17 protein-coding genes and 3 tRNA genes are annotated in these 20,030 nt (G+C 35.2%); 11 read left to right on the forward strand and 9 right to left on the reverse strand.

The window, feature by feature from the left end:
* Positions 1-2: 2 nt before the first annotated feature.
* The 4 genes from AABL87_RS15910 to rsfS form a co-directional block, all read right to left on the reverse strand.
* Positions 3-803: a phosphatidate cytidylyltransferase gene (locus AABL87_RS15910; RefSeq protein ID WP_006258760.1), complete on the reverse strand. Its 801-nt coding sequence runs from the start codon at positions 801-803 to the stop codon at positions 3-5.
* Position 804: 1 nt separating this feature from the next.
* On the reverse strand, positions 805-1,416 hold the full coding sequence (locus AABL87_RS15915) for an LUD domain-containing protein (RefSeq protein WP_006258759.1): 612 nt from the start codon (positions 1,414-1,416) through the stop codon (positions 805-807).
* Between the two features lie 114 nt (positions 1,417-1,530).
* Positions 1,531-3,495: an ATP-dependent zinc metalloprotease FtsH gene (gene ftsH, locus AABL87_RS15920; protein ID WP_016648854.1), complete on the reverse strand. Its 1,965-nt coding sequence runs from the start codon at positions 3,493-3,495 to the stop codon at positions 1,531-1,533.
* An 18-nt stretch (positions 3,496-3,513) separates the two neighbouring features.
* Positions 3,514-3,885 (reverse strand): ribosome silencing factor, encoded by a 372-nt coding sequence (gene rsfS / locus AABL87_RS15925; RefSeq protein ID WP_006258757.1) that lies wholly within the window; start codon positions 3,883-3,885, stop codon positions 3,514-3,516.
* A gap of 99 nt (positions 3,886-3,984) precedes the next feature.
* On the opposite strand from rsfS, the gene AABL87_RS15930 reads away from it, so the two are divergent.
* On the forward strand, positions 3,985-4,716 hold the full coding sequence (locus AABL87_RS15930; RefSeq protein WP_006258756.1) for a biotin--[acetyl-CoA-carboxylase] ligase: 732 nt from the start codon (positions 3,985-3,987) through the stop codon (positions 4,714-4,716).
* Between the two features lie 357 nt (positions 4,717-5,073).
* Here the strand turns inward: AABL87_RS15930 and msrB are convergent, their stop codons facing one another.
* The gene (gene msrB, locus AABL87_RS15935; RefSeq protein ID WP_016648855.1) at positions 5,074-5,550 is read right to left on the reverse strand and encodes a peptide-methionine (R)-S-oxide reductase MsrB; all 477 of its coding nucleotides are present in this window, start codon (positions 5,548-5,550) and stop codon (positions 5,074-5,076) included.
* Positions 5,551-5,554: 4 nt separating this feature from the next.
* Positions 5,555-6,421 carry an alpha/beta hydrolase gene (locus tag AABL87_RS15940; RefSeq protein ID WP_006261855.1) on the reverse strand — a complete coding sequence of 289 codons (867 nt, stop codon included), beginning with the start codon at positions 6,419-6,421 and terminating at the stop codon, positions 5,555-5,557.
* A gap of 115 nt (positions 6,422-6,536) precedes the next feature.
* On the opposite strand from AABL87_RS15940, the gene AABL87_RS15945 reads away from it, so the two are divergent.
* The 6 genes from AABL87_RS15945 to AABL87_RS15970 all read left to right on the forward strand — a co-directional run bounded on the left by AABL87_RS15945 (position 6,537) and on the right by AABL87_RS15970 (position 14,857).
* Positions 6,537-7,352, forward strand: a complete 816-nt coding sequence (locus AABL87_RS15945) for a M48 family metallopeptidase (protein ID WP_006261854.1) — start codon at positions 6,537-6,539, stop codon at positions 7,350-7,352.
* Between the two features lie 51 nt (positions 7,353-7,403).
* Entirely contained in the window at positions 7,404-8,702 is a 1,299-nt protein-coding gene (locus AABL87_RS15950; protein ID WP_006261853.1) for an MFS transporter, read from the forward strand.
* Positions 8,703-8,789: 87 nt separating this feature from the next.
* On the forward strand, positions 8,790-9,761 hold the full coding sequence (locus AABL87_RS15955; protein ID WP_006261852.1) for a hypothetical protein: 972 nt from the start codon (positions 8,790-8,792) through the stop codon (positions 9,759-9,761).
* A 201-nt stretch (positions 9,762-9,962) separates the two neighbouring features.
* The gene (gene lon / locus AABL87_RS15960; protein ID WP_341277590.1) at positions 9,963-12,431 is read left to right on the forward strand and encodes an endopeptidase La; all 2,469 of its coding nucleotides are present in this window, start codon (positions 9,963-9,965) and stop codon (positions 12,429-12,431) included.
* 318 nt (positions 12,432-12,749) lie between these two features.
* The gene (gene cmk, locus AABL87_RS15965; RefSeq protein ID WP_341277591.1) at positions 12,750-13,436 is read left to right on the forward strand and encodes a (d)CMP kinase; all 687 of its coding nucleotides are present in this window, start codon (positions 12,750-12,752) and stop codon (positions 13,434-13,436) included.
* An 80-nt stretch (positions 13,437-13,516) separates the two neighbouring features.
* Positions 13,517-14,857 carry an MFS transporter gene (locus tag AABL87_RS15970; protein ID WP_006258747.1) on the forward strand — a complete coding sequence of 447 codons (1,341 nt, stop codon included), beginning with the start codon at positions 13,517-13,519 and terminating at the stop codon, positions 14,855-14,857.
* A gap of 91 nt (positions 14,858-14,948) precedes the next feature.
* On the opposite strand, the gene AABL87_RS15975 is transcribed toward AABL87_RS15970, so the two are convergent.
* From AABL87_RS15975 to AABL87_RS15985, 3 genes are all read right to left on the reverse strand, one after another.
* The gene (locus tag AABL87_RS15975; protein ID WP_006264367.1) at positions 14,949-16,298 is read right to left on the reverse strand and encodes a DEAD/DEAH box helicase; all 1,350 of its coding nucleotides are present in this window, start codon (positions 16,296-16,298) and stop codon (positions 14,949-14,951) included.
* Between the two features lie 183 nt (positions 16,299-16,481).
* Positions 16,482-17,243, reverse strand: a complete 762-nt coding sequence (locus tag AABL87_RS15980; protein WP_006258745.1) for a C40 family peptidase — start codon at positions 17,241-17,243, stop codon at positions 16,482-16,484.
* Positions 17,244-17,322: 79 nt separating this feature from the next.
* Entirely contained in the window at positions 17,323-18,501 is a 1,179-nt protein-coding gene (locus AABL87_RS15985; RefSeq protein ID WP_006265928.1) for an acetyl-CoA C-acyltransferase, read from the reverse strand.
* 280 nt (positions 18,502-18,781) lie between these two features.
* Here AABL87_RS15985 and AABL87_RS15990 point away from each other — a divergent pair.
* From AABL87_RS15990 to AABL87_RS16005, 4 genes are all read left to right on the forward strand, one after another.
* A tRNA-Ser gene (locus AABL87_RS15990) sits at positions 18,782-18,865 on the forward strand.
* A 7-nt stretch (positions 18,866-18,872) separates the two neighbouring features.
* A tRNA-Pro gene (locus AABL87_RS15995) sits at positions 18,873-18,947 on the forward strand.
* Positions 18,948-18,978: 31 nt separating this feature from the next.
* A tRNA-Arg gene (locus AABL87_RS16000) sits at positions 18,979-19,052 on the forward strand.
* A gap of 261 nt (positions 19,053-19,313) precedes the next feature.
* The gene (locus AABL87_RS16005; RefSeq protein WP_341277592.1) at positions 19,314-20,003 is read left to right on the forward strand and encodes an alpha/beta fold hydrolase; all 690 of its coding nucleotides are present in this window, start codon (positions 19,314-19,316) and stop codon (positions 20,001-20,003) included.
* Positions 20,004-20,030: the final 27 nt, after the last annotated feature.

Consider the following 20,030-nt stretch of genomic DNA (forward strand, 5'->3'; position numbering starts at 1 on the left):
AGTTATAAAATTTGATATATTAAATACAAAAATGGTGCTACAAATATAACACTGTCTAGTCGATCTAAGATCCCACCATGCCCTGGCATGATAGCACCGCTGTCTTTTACACCAGCCTCTCTTTTGAAATGAGATTCTACTAAATCCCCGATCGTTCCAAAAATGCTGACAAAAATAGCACTACTTATCCAAATTACAATATTAAAAAAGTCGAAATATTGACTTAAGATTGTTCCTGCAATAATTGTAAACAACATTCCCCCTAAAAAACCTTCTATTGTTTTCTTAGGTGATATTCTTTCGAATAATTTATTTTTACCAAATTTTTTTCCAGTGATATAAGCAAAAGTATCATTAGTCCAGATCATTATTAAGATACCAATAATGATTTGAGGAACATACACAGGCTGATTGCCATCATTAACAAATGGTAAGTATTGAAGTGTAACAAATGAGGATATTACATAACCTAAGAATATAATCATTTTGATAGGAAATGATCGATTAGGTTTTTTTGTAGTGAATAGTTCTGCTAATAATGCAAGAAGTACTACTGCTGCGAATATAGCTATCGCGTTAATAGGTAATATATCTCTATACCACGCAAGACACGCTGAGGCCATAAGAGAGATAATCATAGCTAATGATTTTGGTAGCTTGATTAGTTTTGCAAATTCGTATGATGCAATGAACATAAATGCTCCGAAAAGAATTTCAAAGCTAGTAGGTGAGTACAACGTTGCTCCAATCAAAAGCGCAATGTATACAACGCCTGATATTGCTCGAGTAACTGTTTCTGACATATTATAGATCTTCTAAAAGTAATAAATACAAATTCTTGGGAGTTCTACCATAACTTAAAAAATCGCTTTCATTGGTAGATTGTTTAAAGCAATTAAATGTTGTAATGTTACTAGGTAGTGCACTACCATATTTTCTTTTGATTTCTCTTAAGCCATCACTTTTTGTTCTAGTCATTTGACTAGTCTTAGCTAGGACTACAATATTATCAGGTAAATCGTGTGCTTTGTTATTCTTGATTTGTTTATCACAAAATAGAATAGAACCGTCTTCGGCTATTAAGTTTTCGCACCCAGAGAAAAAGAAAGTTGGGTTCTTTACTTCGCCATATTTTATATTGTTCTCTTGTAGCATAGAGTACAGAGGACTTTCATACGTTTGTGCTTCAGTTTCAAACCAATCATTCTCTACGAGAATATTGATAAAAGATTCATTTAGTTCATCTAGTGTTTCACAGTATAGAAACTTGCCGCCATTCTCTTTAAAGTTTAAAGTAAAAAGTTCATCCACAGGAAGTTTTTCTTCAGGTAAGTATTGACTTTTATGCACAGCAGGGCTTTCCTCTACTGGGTCAGAAGGTTGAAATACTTTTAATAACTTCTTGAAAAAACTCATATTAAAATAAACTCCGATGAAATAAATTGATTAAGTATTCAAAGATAAAAAAAATCTTAACTTAAAGTTGCCTTTAGGTTAAGATTTTTAATGTTTATAGAGCTTGAACCTCTATTATTCTATGTTATCTTCAGTTTTTGTTTCAGTAGTTAGATTAAGTTCTACTGCTCCTTCTTTATCAAAGGGTCTAGGACCGAAGATGTTCTCTAAATCTTGTTTGAAGATTACTTCTTTTTCACAAAGTAAATCTGCTAGTTGTACTAGTTTTTCTTTGTTCTCTGACAAAATAGAAATAGCTCTTGCGTATTGACCTTCTATCAGAGAAGATATCTCTTGGTCTATTACACGAGCAGTTTCTTCTGAGTACGGTTTAGCGAAACTGTATTCACTTTGTCCAGACGAATCATAATAAGTAATATTACCTAGTTTTTCGTTCAGACCGTAAATAGTAACCATAGCCTTGGCTTGTTTAGTTACTTTCTCTAGATCGCTTAATGCACCAGTAGATATCTTATCGAAGATTATCTTTTCAGCAGCACGTCCACCCATAGTAGCACACATCTCGTCTAACATTTGTTCTGTTCTCACGATTTGTCTTTCTGTAGGTAAGTACCATGCAGCTCCTAAACTCTGTCCTCTAGGAACGATAGTTACTTTCACTAGTGGAGAAGCGTGCTCACACATCCAGCTTACTGTAGCGTGACCTGCCTCATGTATAGCGATAGCATATTTCTCTTCAGCAGAGATGATTTTGTTTTTCTTCTCTAGACCACCGATGATTCTGTCTACAGCGTCTAAGAAGTCTTGCATATCCACCTCTTTTTTATCTTTACGAGCAGCTGTTAATGCAGCCTCGTTACATACGTTAGCGATATCAGCACCAGAGAAACCAGGTGTTTGCTTAGATAAGAAGTCGATATCTAGGTTATCTACTTTCTTGATGTTTCGTAAGTGTACCTTAAAGATAGCCTCACGTTCTTTAACGTCTGGTAAGTCTACATAGATCTGTCTGTCAAAACGTCCAGCTCTTAGTAATGCTTTATCTAATATCTCAGCACGGTTAGTAGCGGCTAATACAATCACGTTAGTATTAGAACCAAAACCATCCATCTCTGTTAGTAATTGGTTTAAAGTGTTTTCTCTTTCGTCGTTAGAACCAGAGAAGTTGCTCTTACCACGAGCACGTCCTACAGCATCAATCTCATCAATAAAGATAATTGCAGGAGATTTCTCTTTAGCTTGTTTAAATAAGTCTCTTACACGAGAAGCACCTACTCCTACAAACATCTCTACGAAATCAGATCCCGATAGAGAGAAGAAAGGAACTTGAGCCTCACCAGCAACAGCCTTAGCTAATAAAGTCTTACCTGTACCTGGAGGCCCTACTAATAGTGCTCCTTTAGGTATCTTACCTCCGATAGAAGTATATTTTTCAGGGTTCTTTAAGAATTCAACGATTTCAACGATTTCTTCTTTCGCACCTTCTAGTCCAGCTACATCTTTAAAGCTAACTTTAATGTCGTTTTTCTCGTCAAATAACTTTGCTTTAGATTTACCGATAGAGAAGATTTGGCCTCCACCACCAGCTCCGCCACCACCAGTCATTCTTCTCATCATGAATAACCAGAATCCGATGATGATGATGATAGGTAAGAAGCTAATAAGGATATCTCCCCAGTTACTTTCAGGTTCAGATTTATATTCTTTAATCTTTCCTTCAGTAGTAGCTTTGTCTAGTTTTTCTTGAAACAGTTTAGAATCTCCAATATCAGTTAAGAACTGAGGTCCTGCGTTTTCTCTTCCAAGAATATTATTTTTGTTTAAATCTTCAAACTCTTTGCTCTTTTGAGCTTCTGGTGTTAAATATACTTTAGCAACAGAACGGCTAAAGTCAATTCTTTCAACATATCCTTTATCTACATATTCATATAGCTTAGAAAGTCCCAGTTGTCTTGAGTTTCCAAAGCTGCTTCCATTAGTAAGGAAATTTATCACCAATATAATTACCAAGATACTACCATATAATACCCATGGATTAAATCTTGATTTATTTTGGTTAGGTTTCATATTTTCCGACATGAAATTTTGGTTTAGTGGTTAATACTGGCTGTCAATAGTCGTGATTTTAGCGTCTCCCCATAAGCTTTCAATGTTGTAGAATTCACGGATGTGTTTTTGAAACACATGTACAACAACGTTTACGTAGTCCATTAAAATCCATTCTGCATTATCTTCACCTTCTACGTGCCAAGGTTTATCACGTAATTCTTTAGAGACTAATTTTTGTACAGAACCTGAAATGGCATTAACTTGAGTGTTAGAGTTACCATCAGCTATGATAAAGTAATCGCAAGGAGTGTTGTCTATTTCTCTTAAATCGATTATTGTAATGTTCTCACCTTTAACTGATTCTATCCCTTTTACAATGTTTGCAATCAATTCGTCGTTATTAATATTTTTGTCTGCCATTTATTTTTTGTCTTATTTTATTCTAGTTTAAATGTAATGTTTGCTAATTTTGGATTCAAATATAATGAAATCGATCAGATTAGTCTATAATTATTTTACATGAATATTATCAAACTCGATGCCATAGGGTCAACGAATACTTATTTGAAGGAAATATTAACGCATTCGAATCTAGAAAACTTTACTGTTGTCGTTACTGAAAACCAGTTTCAGGGCAAAGGTCAGAGAGGAAGTGTATGGAAGGGGGAAGTAGGTAGTAGCTTAACGTTTAGTGTGTTAGTGAAAGAATTGTTAGAGACCCCTGAGCACGTTTTTGATCTAAATATTCTAGTTGCTTTAAGTGTATATTCTAGTCTTAAAAAGTTATACAATCTGCCATTTAGTATAAAGTGGCCAAACGACATATTGTCATATAATAAGAAAATAGGTGGCATTTTGATCGAAAATATTATCAAAGCTTCCGGAGAAACCTTGTCAATAGTAGGTATAGGTATAAATGCTAACCAAGAAAACTTCGATCATTTACCACAAGCCACGTCATTATTCAAATTATGTGGTGATAAAGTAAATAAGGATGAACTTATGCATAGCATACTAGAGTCACTGACAGTATACTGTCAGAAGTATCTAGCTTCTGGTAGCACATTTATATGGGAAGAATATCATCGAAGTCTATACCGTATTAATGTTCCTAGTGTTTTTGAACTGCCTAGTGGTATTCGTTTTATGGGAATTATACTAGGGGTGACTAAGAATGGACTACTCAGTGTGAAAAAAGAAGATGATAGTGTAGCGCTATTTGATATTAAACAAGTGAAGTTATTATATTGATAACTGCTCAGGAAGGAAGAGCCCTTCTTAAGGGCAGTACAGCCAGTAGATTTAGTATCTTATCACTTATTGTGATAAAGTAGTATGGTATAGTTAAGCTGTAGTGTTGTGTTTAGTGTGTCTTCTTTCTCTTTCCTTTATATCTTGTTTTATACTTGTAAGTGATGCGTACTTAATCATAGTATGGTTTGTCTGTGTTGACTCCGTTATATTAGATGTTTTAACGGACTCACTACGGACTCATAACGGACTCACTACGGACTCATTCGCTGCTAGATAGAAATATGAGTGAAGTGAAATAGGAAGTATACAAACAAAAAAAGAGAATAATTAAATCATTATTCTCTTTATCTATAGTTATTCTTGTTTTTTGAATTTTAATGAGATGGAGTTCATACAGTATCTCATACCTGTAGTCTCAGTAGGTCCATCTGGGAAGATATGTCCTAGATGTCCATTACAGTTAGAACAGGTCACTTCGATTCTCTTCATTCCATGAGATAGGTCTTCTATGTAAGTCACAGAACCTTCTATCGCTTTGTCAAATGATGGCCAGCCACAGTGTGCATCAAATTTAGTATCAGAGCTGAACAATAGTTGTCCACATCCTGCACAGTGATATGTCCCTTTTTCGTTAAAGTCGTTGTATTCTCCAGTGAATGGACGTTCAGTCCCTTTTTCTCGTAGTACATAGTACTCAGCAGGGGTAAGGGCTTGTTGCCATTCTTGTTCTGTTGTTGTTTTATCTTTTTTCATCTTTGGTATCTTTTGATAGTTTACATCTTTACAGGCTAATATACTTAGAATGATACAACCGAATACAACTGTTTTCATTTATCTATTGTTCTATGAAAGCTTTGATGCGTTCTATTATTTTTTTATCTCCTAAGATCTTGCGGTGTCCAAGACCTGATGTGATCATAATCTCTGCATTCTTGCTGTGTTTTTTAATTGCATAAGCAGCTCTTACATTAACGTCTAAATCATCTTCATCATGCATAATTAGAAGCGGAATGTCTATTTCTTCTGCTGCTAAGTGTACAGTGTAGCTCTCCATAGTTTGGTTAAACTGAGTTTCGAATCGTTCTTGAATCTTTTTAGAGATAATAGGTTTTAGTTCTATTTGTTTGACGAAGTCATCTATTACATCCTTTACCACGTCTCCACTTCCTAGTATGACAGCTTTTTTAGCTTTTAGACCATCTCTAAGCGCATTCATAGTAGTCATTCCTCCTAGTGAGTGACCGATAACGAGTTCGAATGGACCAAACTGTTTCTCTACTTCGAATGCAGAAGCAATAAATTCTGTCATATTCGTCTTCGTCTTAGGAGACTTGCCATGACCAGGCGCATCGAAGCTAACGACGTCATATCCAGACCTCATGAGCATATTAGCAATAGTCACTAGCTGCGTACCTCTACCGTTCCATCCGTGTATAAGAAGTGCTTTTTTATCAGCAGCTTTATTGGTTCCATATTGGTATACTACGATGTCTTTGCGCAGAGCTGGCACGGTTATTTTAGTGACAACACTTTTATCAAACATCTCCTTCTCTCTTTTTGGTGGTTTAAATTTAAGAGGAGTGATGAATAAGTTCTGAGCAAATCTAGTCGCTAGGTTATTTGAAAATAATTGTAATGTTTTTCCTATTACTATTATGCTTTTTGGTATTTCAAGCGATTGTTTTGGTTTTTGACTTTGCATTATAATAATGTTCTAAGGAGGTAAAATTACAAAATAAAAGAATCTAAAAGAATTATTATAAAAGTAAAAGTTTTTGAATTATGCGAATTCCTATTAATTTTGAAAATAAAAAATAATGAAAAAAATCGTATTCTCTATCGGAACTTTTTTGTTGTTAACTGCTTGTGCAACAAATCCTTTTACAGGTAAAAAAACGATGGCATTTACTTCTAATGCTGAGTTGTTTCCAATGTCTTTTTCACAATATGATACTTTCTTAAAGGAACATAAGGTGGTAAAAGGGACAAAAGATGCACAACGTGTAGCTGACGTAGGTGTAAAAATTAAGAAAGCAGCAGAGGTTTGGTTGACGGCTAATGGGTATGGGAGTTATCTTAATGACTATAAGTGGGAGTATAACTTAGTAGATGATAAGGAAGTGAATGCGTGGTGTATGCCTGGAGGTAAGATTGTGTTCTACACAGGTATTTTGCCATATTGTCAGACAGATGCAGGAATAGCTGTAGTGATGGGGCATGAAGTCGCTCACGCATTAGCTAATCACGGACAACAGCGCATGAGTGCAGGTATGTTACAGCAGGCAGGAGCTGTGGCAATAGATGCAGCTACTGCTAAGTCTAGCGCTACGACTAAACAGTTAAGCGCAGGACTATATGGGTATGGTAGTAATGTGGCAGGAATGTTGCCCTTCAGTAGATCACATGAGACAGAGGCTGATAAGATAGGCCTGACACTAATGGCTATCGCTGGGTATAATCCAGAAGAAGCAGTTAGTTTTTGGAGTAGAATGGCTGCCAGAGATGGCAGTGGAGGTGGGAGCTCATGGATGAGCACACACCCTAGTAATCAAGAGCGTATTGCTAATTTGAAGAAATTAATTCCTGAAGCGAAAGCTGAAGCAGCAAAATTTGGTGTATCTTTCGGAAGATAAAAATAGAGTAAGCTACCTTTGGGTAGCTTATTTTTTTAAATAGACTAGACTATGAAAAGTTTTGTAAAAGGGGATAAAAAACTTTTAAATGCATGGGCGTTTTATGATTGGGCTAATTCTGTATATGCTTTAGTTATTTCGTCATCTATCTTTCCGTTGTATTATGGATCTTTATTTAGAGAGTTGAACATTGATAGTTTTGACTTTTGGGGAACCTCTATTAAGAGTGAGTCAATTATTAGTTATATCACTGCGATAGGATTCTTAATAGTATGTATACTATCGCCTATATTATCAGGAATAGCAGATTATCTAGGGACTAAAAAGTTCTTTATGAAGTTGTTCTGTGGTGTAGGGTCTATATCGTGTATGCTTCTTTATTTTTTTAGTCTAGACTATATGCTATTGAGCTTATTGATCTATATGTTTGGGTTAATTGGTTTTTGGGGAAGTTTAGTTTTCTATAATTCTTATTTGCCTGATATAGCATTTACTGAACAACAAGATAGAATAAGTGCAAAAGGATATGCACTAGGATATATCGGGAGTGTGATACTGTTATTGTTAAACTTATTGTTAGTCATGAAGTATGACATCTTTGGTTTTACAACAGCGATGACAGCGATGCGTTTCTCCTTTATATTAGTAGGGCTATGGTGGATAGGGTTTAGCCTTTATACTTTTAGGTATTTACCAGATTTTAAAAATGAGAAGAAAATCACTAAATCGTTGTTTTTTAAAGGATTTAGAGAGTTAAAAAGAGTGTGGGGAGAGCTAAAAGAGTATGTTGCATTAAAGAGGTATTTAGTCGCTTTTTTTGTTTATAGTATGGCTGTACAGACGGTGATGATTATCGCAGCTTATTTTGGAGAAAAGGAAATCGCATGGGAAAACGATACTCAGCGTACGACAGGCTTAATATTAAGTATACTGATGATCCAGTTAGTTGCTGTACTAGGAGCTTATTTGACTTCTCTATTGTCAAAAAAAATTGGCAATATTTATACGTTATGTGTATTAAATGCGTTATGGATTATAATATGTCTGTATGCATATACTATAATCACACCTAATGAGTTCTATGTGGCAGCTAGTTTTGTGGGATTAGTAATGGGAGGAATACAATCGTTGTCTCGATCTACTTATTCTAAACTACTACCAGAGACCACAGATACTACTTCATTCTTTAGTTTTTATGATGTGACAGAGAAGTTAGGTATTGTACTAGGGATGTCTATGTATGGGCTAGTCAGTGATATAACAGGTAAGATGCAGAATGCTATATTGTTTTTAATCTTATTTTTTGCTGTAGGTTTTGTTCTGTTATTAAGAATACCTAATAAAAGATAGAATTAGTATTAAAAAAGAAATAAGATTGTATTTTTGTTATTGAAATATTTTTAAAAATTGATTACTTTACGAATAGTAAGATATAATATGAAAAAGACATTTAGAATATTAGCGATTAGTTTATTTTCTATCACAGCTATGACCGTAGCTTCGTGTGATAATGAATCTTATGACTCTATCATAGAAGGTGAGCAGGGAGTAGGTAAGCCGATTATGACTATTCATAATCAGGGAGAGACTATCTTAATGAGAGAAGGAATAGTAGCTGAGTTAGATAAAAACGGACGTTTAGAAATAAAAGTGAAGTTAACAGGAAGTGAGAATTATGAAAATGACGAACTGATCCTTAGAACTTTAAAGTTTCAGTCAGGTAACTTTCCTACTAATGTGAATGAGAGTAATTACTATTCTTGGGAGAATAAGCTTCTGTATACTACGAAGGACACATTGCGTCCTAATATCGTGACAGGGATTATGTCTATAGGTAATATTAATAGAAAGGCAAGAGTATTGTCTGGTGATTTTGATATTAAGCGCATGATGCCAAGTATACAAGATGACCCTAACTTAAAGTCATTTCCTATTAGTGGAAACTTTGTAGATATCCCTTTTGTTAGAAAAGAGGCTACGTACTTAGAAGCGTTTGCAGATAATGAACCTTTTACTAATCCTGAGGAGTCTGTAGAAGTAAAAGCAGGAAGAGCATACGTATCTAGTATAGATGGTGTAGAGAAGACACAGAAGATAGTATTAGATTTTCCTTATAATAATGATATCGTTGTATCGAATGATCCTAAAGATTTTAAGAAATTAGGATGGTTTAACGTAGAGTATACTTCTCCTTATGGAGTTAAGTACACGTCTAAAGATGTGGCAGAGAGTGAAGGTTTCTTGCGTTTTGATTATGCAGAGAAAGATAAAGATGATCCTAATAAGTTTTTATTAAAAGGTAGATTTGAAGCTACTTTAGTAGGAGTGGAAGAAGAAGACCAAGATAAAAGAGTAAAAATCACTTATGGAGATTTTTCTGTTATAATTATTTCTTCGCCGAGTAAATAATATTTTGTATTTTAACATAAAAGAGAAAAAATCCTTGCCATAAGAGTAAGGATTTTTTTGTGGCATAAAGATTGAAATATTATATAGGTAGAACAATTAAAAATTAATGTTTTTGTTGGTAATCAGTAGGTTATGGGTGTGGTTGTAGTTAGGCTATGTCGAAAAAAAACTGTTAACTGACAAAATGACGTAAAAATACATATGGCAAATCAAAAAATAATAACATTTGACAACTTGTCGTTACAAGATTTAGGAGATGGAGATTCAGAGTTTATTCCAATTTTTTCGAGTGAAGATGAAGAAGAAATGAATAAAGAAGAGTTACCTACTTCACTTCCGATATTACCATTGCGAAACATGGTATTATTCCCAGGTGTAGTGATTCCTATTACAGCAGGTAGAGATAAGTCTATTGAATTATTAAATAGAGCAAATAAAGGAGATAAAACGATAGGTGTAGTAGCGCAGATAGATGAGGGTACAGATGATCCTGGTATCAATGAGATATACCATACAGGGACAGTGGCTCGTATTATCAAGTTATTAAAGTTGCCTGACGGAAATATCACAGTTATCTTACAGGGTAAAAAACGTTTTGAGATTACAGAACTAACACAAGAAGAGCCTTATATGAAGGCTAATGTGGTGGCTCGTGAAGAGAAGCGTCCTAGCAAGAAGAATAAAGAGTTCTCAGCTATAGTAGATTCTATTAAGGAGACTGCTTTAGAAATTATCAAAGAGAATCCTAATATACCATCAGATGCAGCATTTGCTATTGAGAATATTTCTAGTGAATCTTTCTTAATTAACTTCGTGTCTTCTAATATGAGTATGGATATTGCTGATAAGCAACGATTACTTAATATAGATGATCTAAATGCTAGAGGATTAGAAGCTCTAAAGATGATGACTTTAGAGTTGCAAAAACTTCAGTTGCGCAATGATATTCAAACGAAAGTTAGAGTTGATTTAGACCAGCAGCAAAAAGAGTATTTCTTACACCAACAAATGAAAACAATTCAAGAAGAATTGGGTGGTTTCTCAAATGAAGAGGAGTTTGAAGAAATGCGTAAGAAAGCTGCTAATAAAAAGTGGTCTAAGGAAGTACAGGAGCGCTTCGATAAGGAGTTAATGAAGTTCCAAAGAATGAACCCTCAAGTAGCTGAGTTTGGTATTCAACGAAACTATTTAGAGTTGTTTTTAGAGTTGCCTTGGAATCACTATTCTAAGGATGTCTTTAATTTAAAGAATGCTCAGAAGCAGTTAGATAAAGATCATTATGGAATAGAAGAGGTGAAGAAGCGTGTCTTAGAGCACATAGCTGTTCTGAAGTTAAGAAACGATCTTAAGTCTCCTATTCTATGTCTATATGGACCTCCAGGGGTAGGTAAGACCTCTATCGGTAGATCTATAGCAGATGCATTAGGTCGTGAGTATGTACGTATTTCTCTAGGAGGATTGCGTGACGAAGCTGAGATTAGAGGGCATAGAAAGACATATATCGGGGCTATGCCTGGACGTATTATTCAGAGTCTAAAGAAAGCAAAGACATCTAATCCTGTGTTTTTATTAGATGAGATAGATAAGCTGTCTTCTAGTCATAATGGTGATCCTTCTTCTGCATTGTTAGAAGTATTAGATCCAGAACAAAATCACGAGTTCTATGACAACTTTTTAGAGATGGGGTATGACTTATCTAAGGTGATGTTCATCGCGACATCTAATAGTTTAAGTACTATACAACCTGCATTAAGAGACCGTATGGAAATTATCGAGATGACAGGGTATACGATAGAAGAAAAAGTAGAGATAGGAAAACAGCACCTGTTAGAAAAACAATTAAAGGCACATGGAGTAACTTCTAAAGATGTAGTGATTGGTAAAAAGCAGATGGAGTTTATCATCACAAATTATACAAGAGAGTCTGGAGTACGTGGCTTAGATAAACAACTAGCACACATTGCTAGAGGTGTGGCTAAGAATATCGTGATGGAAGAGGAGTATAATGTGAAGATGACAGAAGAGGATATCAAAAAGATCTTAGGTACACCACGTTTTGAAAATGATAAGTATGAGAATAATGATGTGGCTGGTGTAGTAACAGGATTAGCGTGGACTAGTGTAGGAGGAGATATTCTATATATAGAGTCAATTATCTCTAAAGGTAAAGGAGAGCTTTCTATCACAGGTAACTTAGGGACAGTGATGAAAGAGTCTGCTACTATCGCATTAGAGTATATAAAGGCTCATGCAGAAGAGTTGGGCATAGCTCAAGAAGTATTTGACAATTATAAGATACATATCCACGTACCAGAAGGAGCAACGCCTAAAGATGGTCCTAGTGCAGGTATTACGATGTTGACCTCTATGGTATCGTCATTTACTCAACGCAAAGTGAAAAAGAACTTAGCGATGACAGGTGAGATAACTTTAAGAGGTAAGGTGCTTCCTGTAGGAGGTATTAAAGAGAAGATTCTTGCAGCTAAGCGTGCTAATGTGAAAGAGATCATCTTGTGTAAAGACAATAAAAAAGACATCGATGATATTAAAGAAGAGTATCTTAAAGGATTGACTTTCCATTATGTAGATAAAATGGAAGAAGTTCTAGAGATCGCAATTACAAATCAGAAGGTAAAGAATGCTAAGAAGCTAGAAGTAGCTAAAAAGTAAAACTTATTAGATAGGATAGAGAAAGCCTCACTTTATAAAGTGAGGCTTTTTTAGTTATAAGAGGCTCTTGACTGTATTTTGTGTCCTTAAAATGATGGGAATTTTTACAGATTAACTTACTTTTGCTAGCCATTATTGTAGAAAATAGTCGTATTTTTAAGGTGCTTTTTTAGTATTTGTTTTACAATGAATGTTTTAAAAAGGTATTTTGATTAAAAATAGCTATTTATAAAGTGTTTTTAAAAAGATACGAAAGCTTATAAATACTACTATATTTGACAAATCAATGAGTTTTAAACTAATTTTAAATTTTTCAATTTGAAAAAGATTACTATAGCGATTGATGGGTTTTCCTCTACGGGGAAAAGTACATTAGCGAAATCATTAGCGAAGTCTCTTAGCTATGTATATATAGACACAGGAGCTATGTATAGAGCGGTTACTTTGTCTGCAATGAGAAAAGGTTTGATAAAAGAAAATTACTTCAATAGAGAAGGATTAATAGAGTCATTACCATCAGTAGAACTACACTTTGAGTACAATCCAGAGAAAGGATTTGCAGAAGTGTTCTTAAACCAAGAGAATGTAGAAGGTGTGATACGCAGTTTAGAAGTATCACAGTTCGTAAGTCAGATAGCAGAAGTACCTGAGGTAAGAAGAAAGCTGGTAGAACAACAACAAAACTTAGGTAAGTCTAAGGGAGTAGTAATGGATGGAAGAGATATAGGAACAGTTGTGTTTCCTGATGCAGAGTTAAAGATATTTATGACTGCCTCTCCAGAAATACGTGCTCAAAGACGTTTTGACGAATTGAAAGATAAAGACCCTAATGTGAGTTATGATGCAGTGTTTCACAATGTAGTAGAAAGGGATAAAATAGATACAAGCAGAGCAGATTCACCACTAGTAAAGGCAGATGATGCGATAGAGGTAGATAATTCTAATTTAACTATAGAAGAACAGTTTAATTTAATTCTGGAGTTAGCGCATAAAAGAATTAAATAAATTATTATAAACACACTTATAAAACGAGGTTTAAGGGCGTAAACTCTTAAACTAATAACACAGAAATAATATCACACGTAATGAATGTAAAAGCAAAATTGACGTTGATGAGTTACCTCGAATTTGCTGTTTGGGGGGCTTATTTAACATCTATGGGGAACTATTTAGGATCAGTTGGGCTAGGGCCTAAGATTGGTCTTTTTTATGCCATGCAAGGTATAGTATCTATTTTTATGCCTGCTATCATGGGGATAGTAGCTGATAGATGGATACCAGTTCAGAGGTTGTTAGGATTGAATCACTTAGCTGCAGCTATTTTTATGATTGCTACAGGTTATTACGGTTTTATAGCAGGAGGGGATGTAGACTTTACAACGATCTTTACACTTTACACTTGTAGTGTAGCTTTCTTTATGCCTACAATCGCTTTATCTAATTCAACTTCTTATGCAATATTAAAACAGAATCACCTCGATACGATTAAGGCCTTTCCGCCTATACGTACTTTTGGTACAGTAGGATTTATCTGTGCGATGTTGTTTGTTAACTTCTTTGGGTTCCACAGTGATGGTTCTTTAGGATTTAACTTTGGTGGAGATATCGCTTTTGAGAGTTTCCAATCTAATTATTATCAATTCTTTGTATCAGGTGTTTTAGGAATAGTTCTTTTCTTATACAGTTTTGTATTGCCTAATTGTCCTATTAATAAATCTAATGAGAAACAGAGTTTAGCAGATGCTTTTGGACTAAAGGCATTCAGTTTGTTTAAAGAGAAGAAGATGGCTGTATTCTTTATCTTCTCAATGTTGTTAGGAGTGTCATTGCAGATTACGAATGGGTATGCTAATCCTTTTATCACGAGTTTCTCTAAAGTACCAGAATACGCTGACTCTTGGGGGGCACATAATGCTAATGCGTTAATCTCGTTATCTCAAGTTTCGGAAACATTGTGTATCTTATTAATTCCATTTGTTCTTAGAAAATTTGGTATTAAAGTGGTAATGTTGATGTCAATGTTTGCTTGGGTTCTACGTTTCGGATTCTTTGGTATAGGTGATCCAGGAAATGGAGTATGGATGTTTATATTGTCTATGATCGTTTATGGAATCGCATTTGACTTCTTTAATGTATCAGGTTCTCTATATGTAGATAATGAAACAAGTGAAGATATTCGTTCTTCAGCTCAAGGGGTTTTTATGATGATGACTAACGGTTTTGGTGCAACAATAGGTATGCTTATCGCTCAGTACATTGTGAATCACTTTGTATATAGCCAAGAAGATGTTACTTTACAGTTAGAAGGTTGGAGACATTCATGGCTTATATTCGCAGGATATGCTTTAGTAGTAACTATATTGTTTGCTATTATATTTAAGTATAAACACAATCCACAGGCTGTAGAAGAAAACATAAAAGAGTAAATATGTATTCTTTCTTTTAAGAGAATATTTTTAGATATAAAAAAAACGTGCTAAATCTTGATTTAGCACGCTTTTTTATGGTTCGATTATCTTATTTGTTCTTGCGTTTAGCAGCTCTTTTGGCTTCTACTGCTCTGTTACGAGGTTTAGTTTTACGTGGGTTACGTTTACCAGGACCTCCAAGATTTACCTTTTGGTTTTTGTCTTTTTTCTCGTGGAAAGCAGCTCCTTTTTCTATTGGCTTTTTAACCTTAGCAAGTTGTTTAGACTTTAACTTAGATTTTTCAAACTCCATAAGTGACTCAGAGATGACTACTTCTTCTGGGATTGTCATTGCTCTAAGTTCTTTCTCCATTAGAATCTCTGCAGCTAATTTTACTTCTTCCTCTTTAGGGTCTACGATAGAGATAGCCGTACCTTTTTTATCAGCACGTCCTGTACGTCCTATTCGGTGAATATACTGTTCTGGAGAGTCAGTGAACTGTAAGTTGATTACGTGGCTAATATCAGAGATATCAAGTCCACGAGCCATTATATCTGTAGTTAGAAGACCTCTTAATTCATTCGCTTGGAACTCAGCCATAGATCTCATACGGAAGTTCTGAGATTTGTTAGAGTGAATTACAGTGAATTCTTCAGGAAAGGCTGCTTCTAGCTTTTCCATTACAACATCTGCAAGACGTTTACTGTTGATAAAGATAAGTACTCTATTAAACTCTTCTTTATTGCTAAGTAAGTGCATTAATAGATTTAACTTCGTGTTGAAGTTAGGTACATTATATATCTGTTGATCTATATTCTCTAACGGAGTTCCAGAAGGAGCAAGAGATACTTCTTCAGGGAAGTCAAAATATTCGTCAAGTACTTCGTCTACTTCTTCTGTCATAGTAGCAGAGAATAAGATATTTTGACGTTTTCCTTTCATCATTGTAAGAATAGATGTAAGCTGTGTTCTAAACCCTAAGTTTAGTATTTCATCAAATTCATCAATGACTAACTTCTGTAAATTATCAAAACGCAATACTCCATCTAGAGCTAAGTCCATCATACGTCCAGGTGTACCTACTAGGATATCTACACCTTCATAGACAGCTTTTCGTTGTGTATTGATATTGGTACCACCATATACCCCTAATGTTCTTACAGACATATAGGCTGTAAGCTTTTCTACTTCATCTACTACTTGTACTACAAGTTCACGTGTAGGTACTAGTATCACTACTCTAGGAGATTCAGCATGGCTAAACTTCCATTGTTTTAAGATAGGTAGAAGGTAGGCAAATGTCTTTCCTGTACCTGTTTGGGCAATACCCATCATATCTCTTCCAGAAAGAATAACTGGAAATGATTTAGCTTGTATAGGAGTTGGTGAAATAATATTAAGCTCATTAAGAGCTTTTTCAAGGGCTTTCGGTAGATTAAATTGCTCGAAAGTATTCATATATGTCGATATTTGCAGCAAAGATACGTTTATTTTTTTTGCAATATCAAATACTTTCTATTGTCTTAACGAATAGTTTTTGAGCTAAATAGGATAAAATAGCCAATTAAAAAACAATTATATAAGTCCTTGTAATGAATTGTGCTTCCATTAGAAAAGCGGAGACCTAAACTTACTATAGACTTAAATGATTTTCTTGATTACTCTTAGTTTATGAGTATGTCTACCAGAATCGATATTATAAATTCCTAAGTGATCTAGTCTGTCTATACGGACTTTTCCATGAGCGTGTATGATATAGTTGTTCTCCATGATTATCCCTACATGGATGATATTACCCTCAGCATTGTCAAAGAAAGCTAAGTCGCCTATTTCGCTTTCTTCGATGAAGCTTAAGGCTTCTCCTATAGCTGCTTGTTGTGAGGCATCACGAGGAATTCTATATCCATTGATTCTGTAAACCATTTGTGTAAAACCAGAACAGTCTATTCCGAAAGGCGTTTTCCCTCCCCATAAGTAAGGAGTATTTAAGTACATAAATGCAGTCTTTAGAAAAGTTTGTTTTGTAAATTGACCAGTGATAGTCAGTCCTTCATAAGTGAAGTTATCTGTATTGATGCTGTTCTTTTTTAATCCTGTAAGACAACTACCAAGAGGTACTGCCATTAAGTGATTGTTGTTAGAAGAAATAAAGTCTACTAACTCCGCAGAGTGAATAACAGATGTGTTTTGAAGGTATTTATAATCTTCTTCAGAGATTTCTTGATATTGTTTATTATCGATCCAACCTTGGTACTTGTCGAAAGCTAATTCTATTTTCGACCACTTCTCTGTTCTTTCTAAAATAGTAAAGTGTTCACCGAAAAGGACTTGAGAGACCATTTCGCTTCTGTCGCTTGGTTCAAGTCTTAAGGGTACAATGGCAAGGTTGCAATATGCAAACATAATATAGGTTTGAATTAAAGTACAAAAATAAAAGATGAGTTTGAACTAATCAAACTCATCTTGAATATATTATTAAAAATTAAGCTCTTTCGATAACTAATGCTGATGCACCACCACCACCATTACAGATAGCAGCAGCTCCTATTTTTGCATTGTTTTGTTCTAATACACTTAATAATGTTACGATGATACGAGCACCAGAACATCCTAGAGGGTGACCTAAAGAAACAGCTCCACCGTTTACGTTTACTTTTTCTGGATCGATATTAAGTAATTTAGTATTAGCAATACCAACTACAGAGAACGCTTCGTTAAATTCGAAGAAGTCCACATCTTCGATAGCTACATTCGCTTTTTTAAGCGCTTTAGGCAATGCTTTAGCAGGAGCAGTAGTAAACCACTCAGGCTCTTGAGCAGCATCCGCATATCCTTTGATATAAGCTAGAGGTTTTAATCCTAAGCTTAATGCTTTTTCTTCGCTCATGATTACTACAGCAGCAGCTCCATCATTGATAGTAGAAGCATTAGCAGCAGTCACCGTTCCTTCTTTTGTAAAAGCAGGGCGTAAAGAAGTAATCTTATCTAATTTTACATTTGTGTATTCCTCATCCTTAGAAACTACGATAGCATCTCCTCTTCGTTGAGGTACAGATACAGGAACTACCTCGTTGTTAAACTTACCAGCATCCCATGCTTTTGCAGAACGCTCATAAGATTTAATAGCGAAGTTATCTTGTTCTTCTCTTGAGATATTATGTGTACTAGCACATAAGTCTGCAGATACTCCCATAGCATTATTGTCATATGCATCTACTAGACCGTCATTTTGTAAACCATCAATGATAGTTGCAGGACCAAATTTGTTACCATTACGCATGTGTACATAATGAGGAATCATACTCATATTCTCCATTCCACCTGCTACAACTATTTCTGCATCACCTGCCATAATAGCTTGTGTCCCTTGCATAATCGCTTTCATGCCTGATGCACAAACTTTATTTATTGTAGTACAAGCTACCTCTTTAGACAAACCTGCTTTTAAAGCCGCTTGACGTGCAGGTGCTTGTCCTTCTCCTGCTTGAACTACATTCCCCATCAATACTTCATCTACTAGATTAGCATCAAGGTTGATCTTATCTAGTGCCCCTTTAATAGCAGTAGCACCTAATACTGTAGCTGGTACAGTTGATAAACTTCCTAAGAAACTTCCTATTGGTGTTCTAGCAGCAGAAACAATAACTACTTTTTTACTCATAATTTATAGAATTAATTAAGTTTGATTTTTGTTTTAAAACTTTAGACCTTCTGTAAGGCTCAATAAAGATGTGGGAAAATACATAAAATATCTTGATTTTGGATAATTATCTAAGAAATAAAAAAATAATGTTTTTTTTATTTGTGTTTACTTCATTGACTATGAATAGGTTTGTTTTTATGTGGTAATTTTTTGTTGTTTTTTTCTTTCAAAAGCTTGCATAGAACCAAAAGTAGTGCTAAGTTTGCATCCGCATTAGAGAAGTAATTCTCTTAGCAACGGAGAGGTGCCGGAGTGGTAACGGAGCAGATTGCTAATCTGTCATCGGGTAACCGATGCCAGGGTTCGAGTCCCTGTCTCTCCGCTTTTTTCGGGGTGTAGCGTAGCCCGGTCATCGCGCCTGCTTTGGGAGCAGGAGGTCGCAGGTTCGAATCCTGCCACCCCGACGAAAGAAAAACATCTAATGTTTTTTGGTTAGGTCCAATAGCTCAGCTGGATAGAGCAACTGCCTTCTAAGCAGTAGGTCTCAGGTTCGAATCCTGATTGGATCACAGAAGCCTCAACTTACGTTGAGGCTTTTTTGTTTTTAAATTGTTTTAGTTGATCTCTTTAAACAGAATAATAACGGATCAACGTTAAAAGTTGGGGAGGAAAGTGTAAAATAATGGATCAGTGACAAAAGTTGGGGACTAGGCAAAAAGTGGATCAGTGACAAAAGTTGGGGACTAGGCAAAATATCCTACAGAATCTTATTTGCACACCCCAGATATCCTTTTTATTTTTGAGACTAACGACAATAAAACTTACCGTAAATGATTACAGCTATTCAAGATTGTGTCTTAGTCAATCAAAAGAATATTTTTTATAAACACTTTTTTTATCAAGGAGAGAGTAAGTACACACTAGTATTACTACATGATTCATTAGGCTGTGTTACCCTGTGGAGAGATTGGCCAGAATTGTTAGCAGAACGGTTGCAGTGTGATGTATTAGTATATGACAGAGTAGGGTATGGACTATCAGATAAGATGGATACTACGAAGAGAGGAAAAGACTATCTAAAGCAAGAAGCAGTATTCTTAAAAGACTTATTGGAAGAATTAGAGTTAGAGCGCGTTGCTTTATTTGGGCATAGTGATGGTGCGTCTATTGCTTTATTATTTGCAGCAATGTATCCAGATCACACTTTAGCCTTAGTAGCTGAGGCAGCACATATCTTTGTAGAGAAAGTAACTTTAGAAGGAGTACAAGCTGCTAAGACTGCTTATGAGACTACAGATTTAGCTGAGCGCTTAGTGAAATATCACGGAACTAAGGTAGATGATGTAGTCCGAGCATGGGTAGATACTTGGTTATCTCCAGAATACCAAGATTGGACAGTAGAAGAGGAGATGAAGGGAATAGTGTCTCCATTGTTATTTATACAAGGAGATCAAGATGAGTACGGTAGTCTAGACCAAGTAGAGAAAACAATAGGATCAGTGACAAAAGTTGGGGACTAGGCAAAAAGTCTAGTTAATCTAAAAAGG

Origin of the sequence: Myroides sp. C4067, assembly GCF_038039665.1 — a bacterium.
Lineage (GTDB): Bacteria > Bacteroidota > Bacteroidia > Flavobacteriales > Flavobacteriaceae > Flavobacterium > Flavobacterium odoratimimum.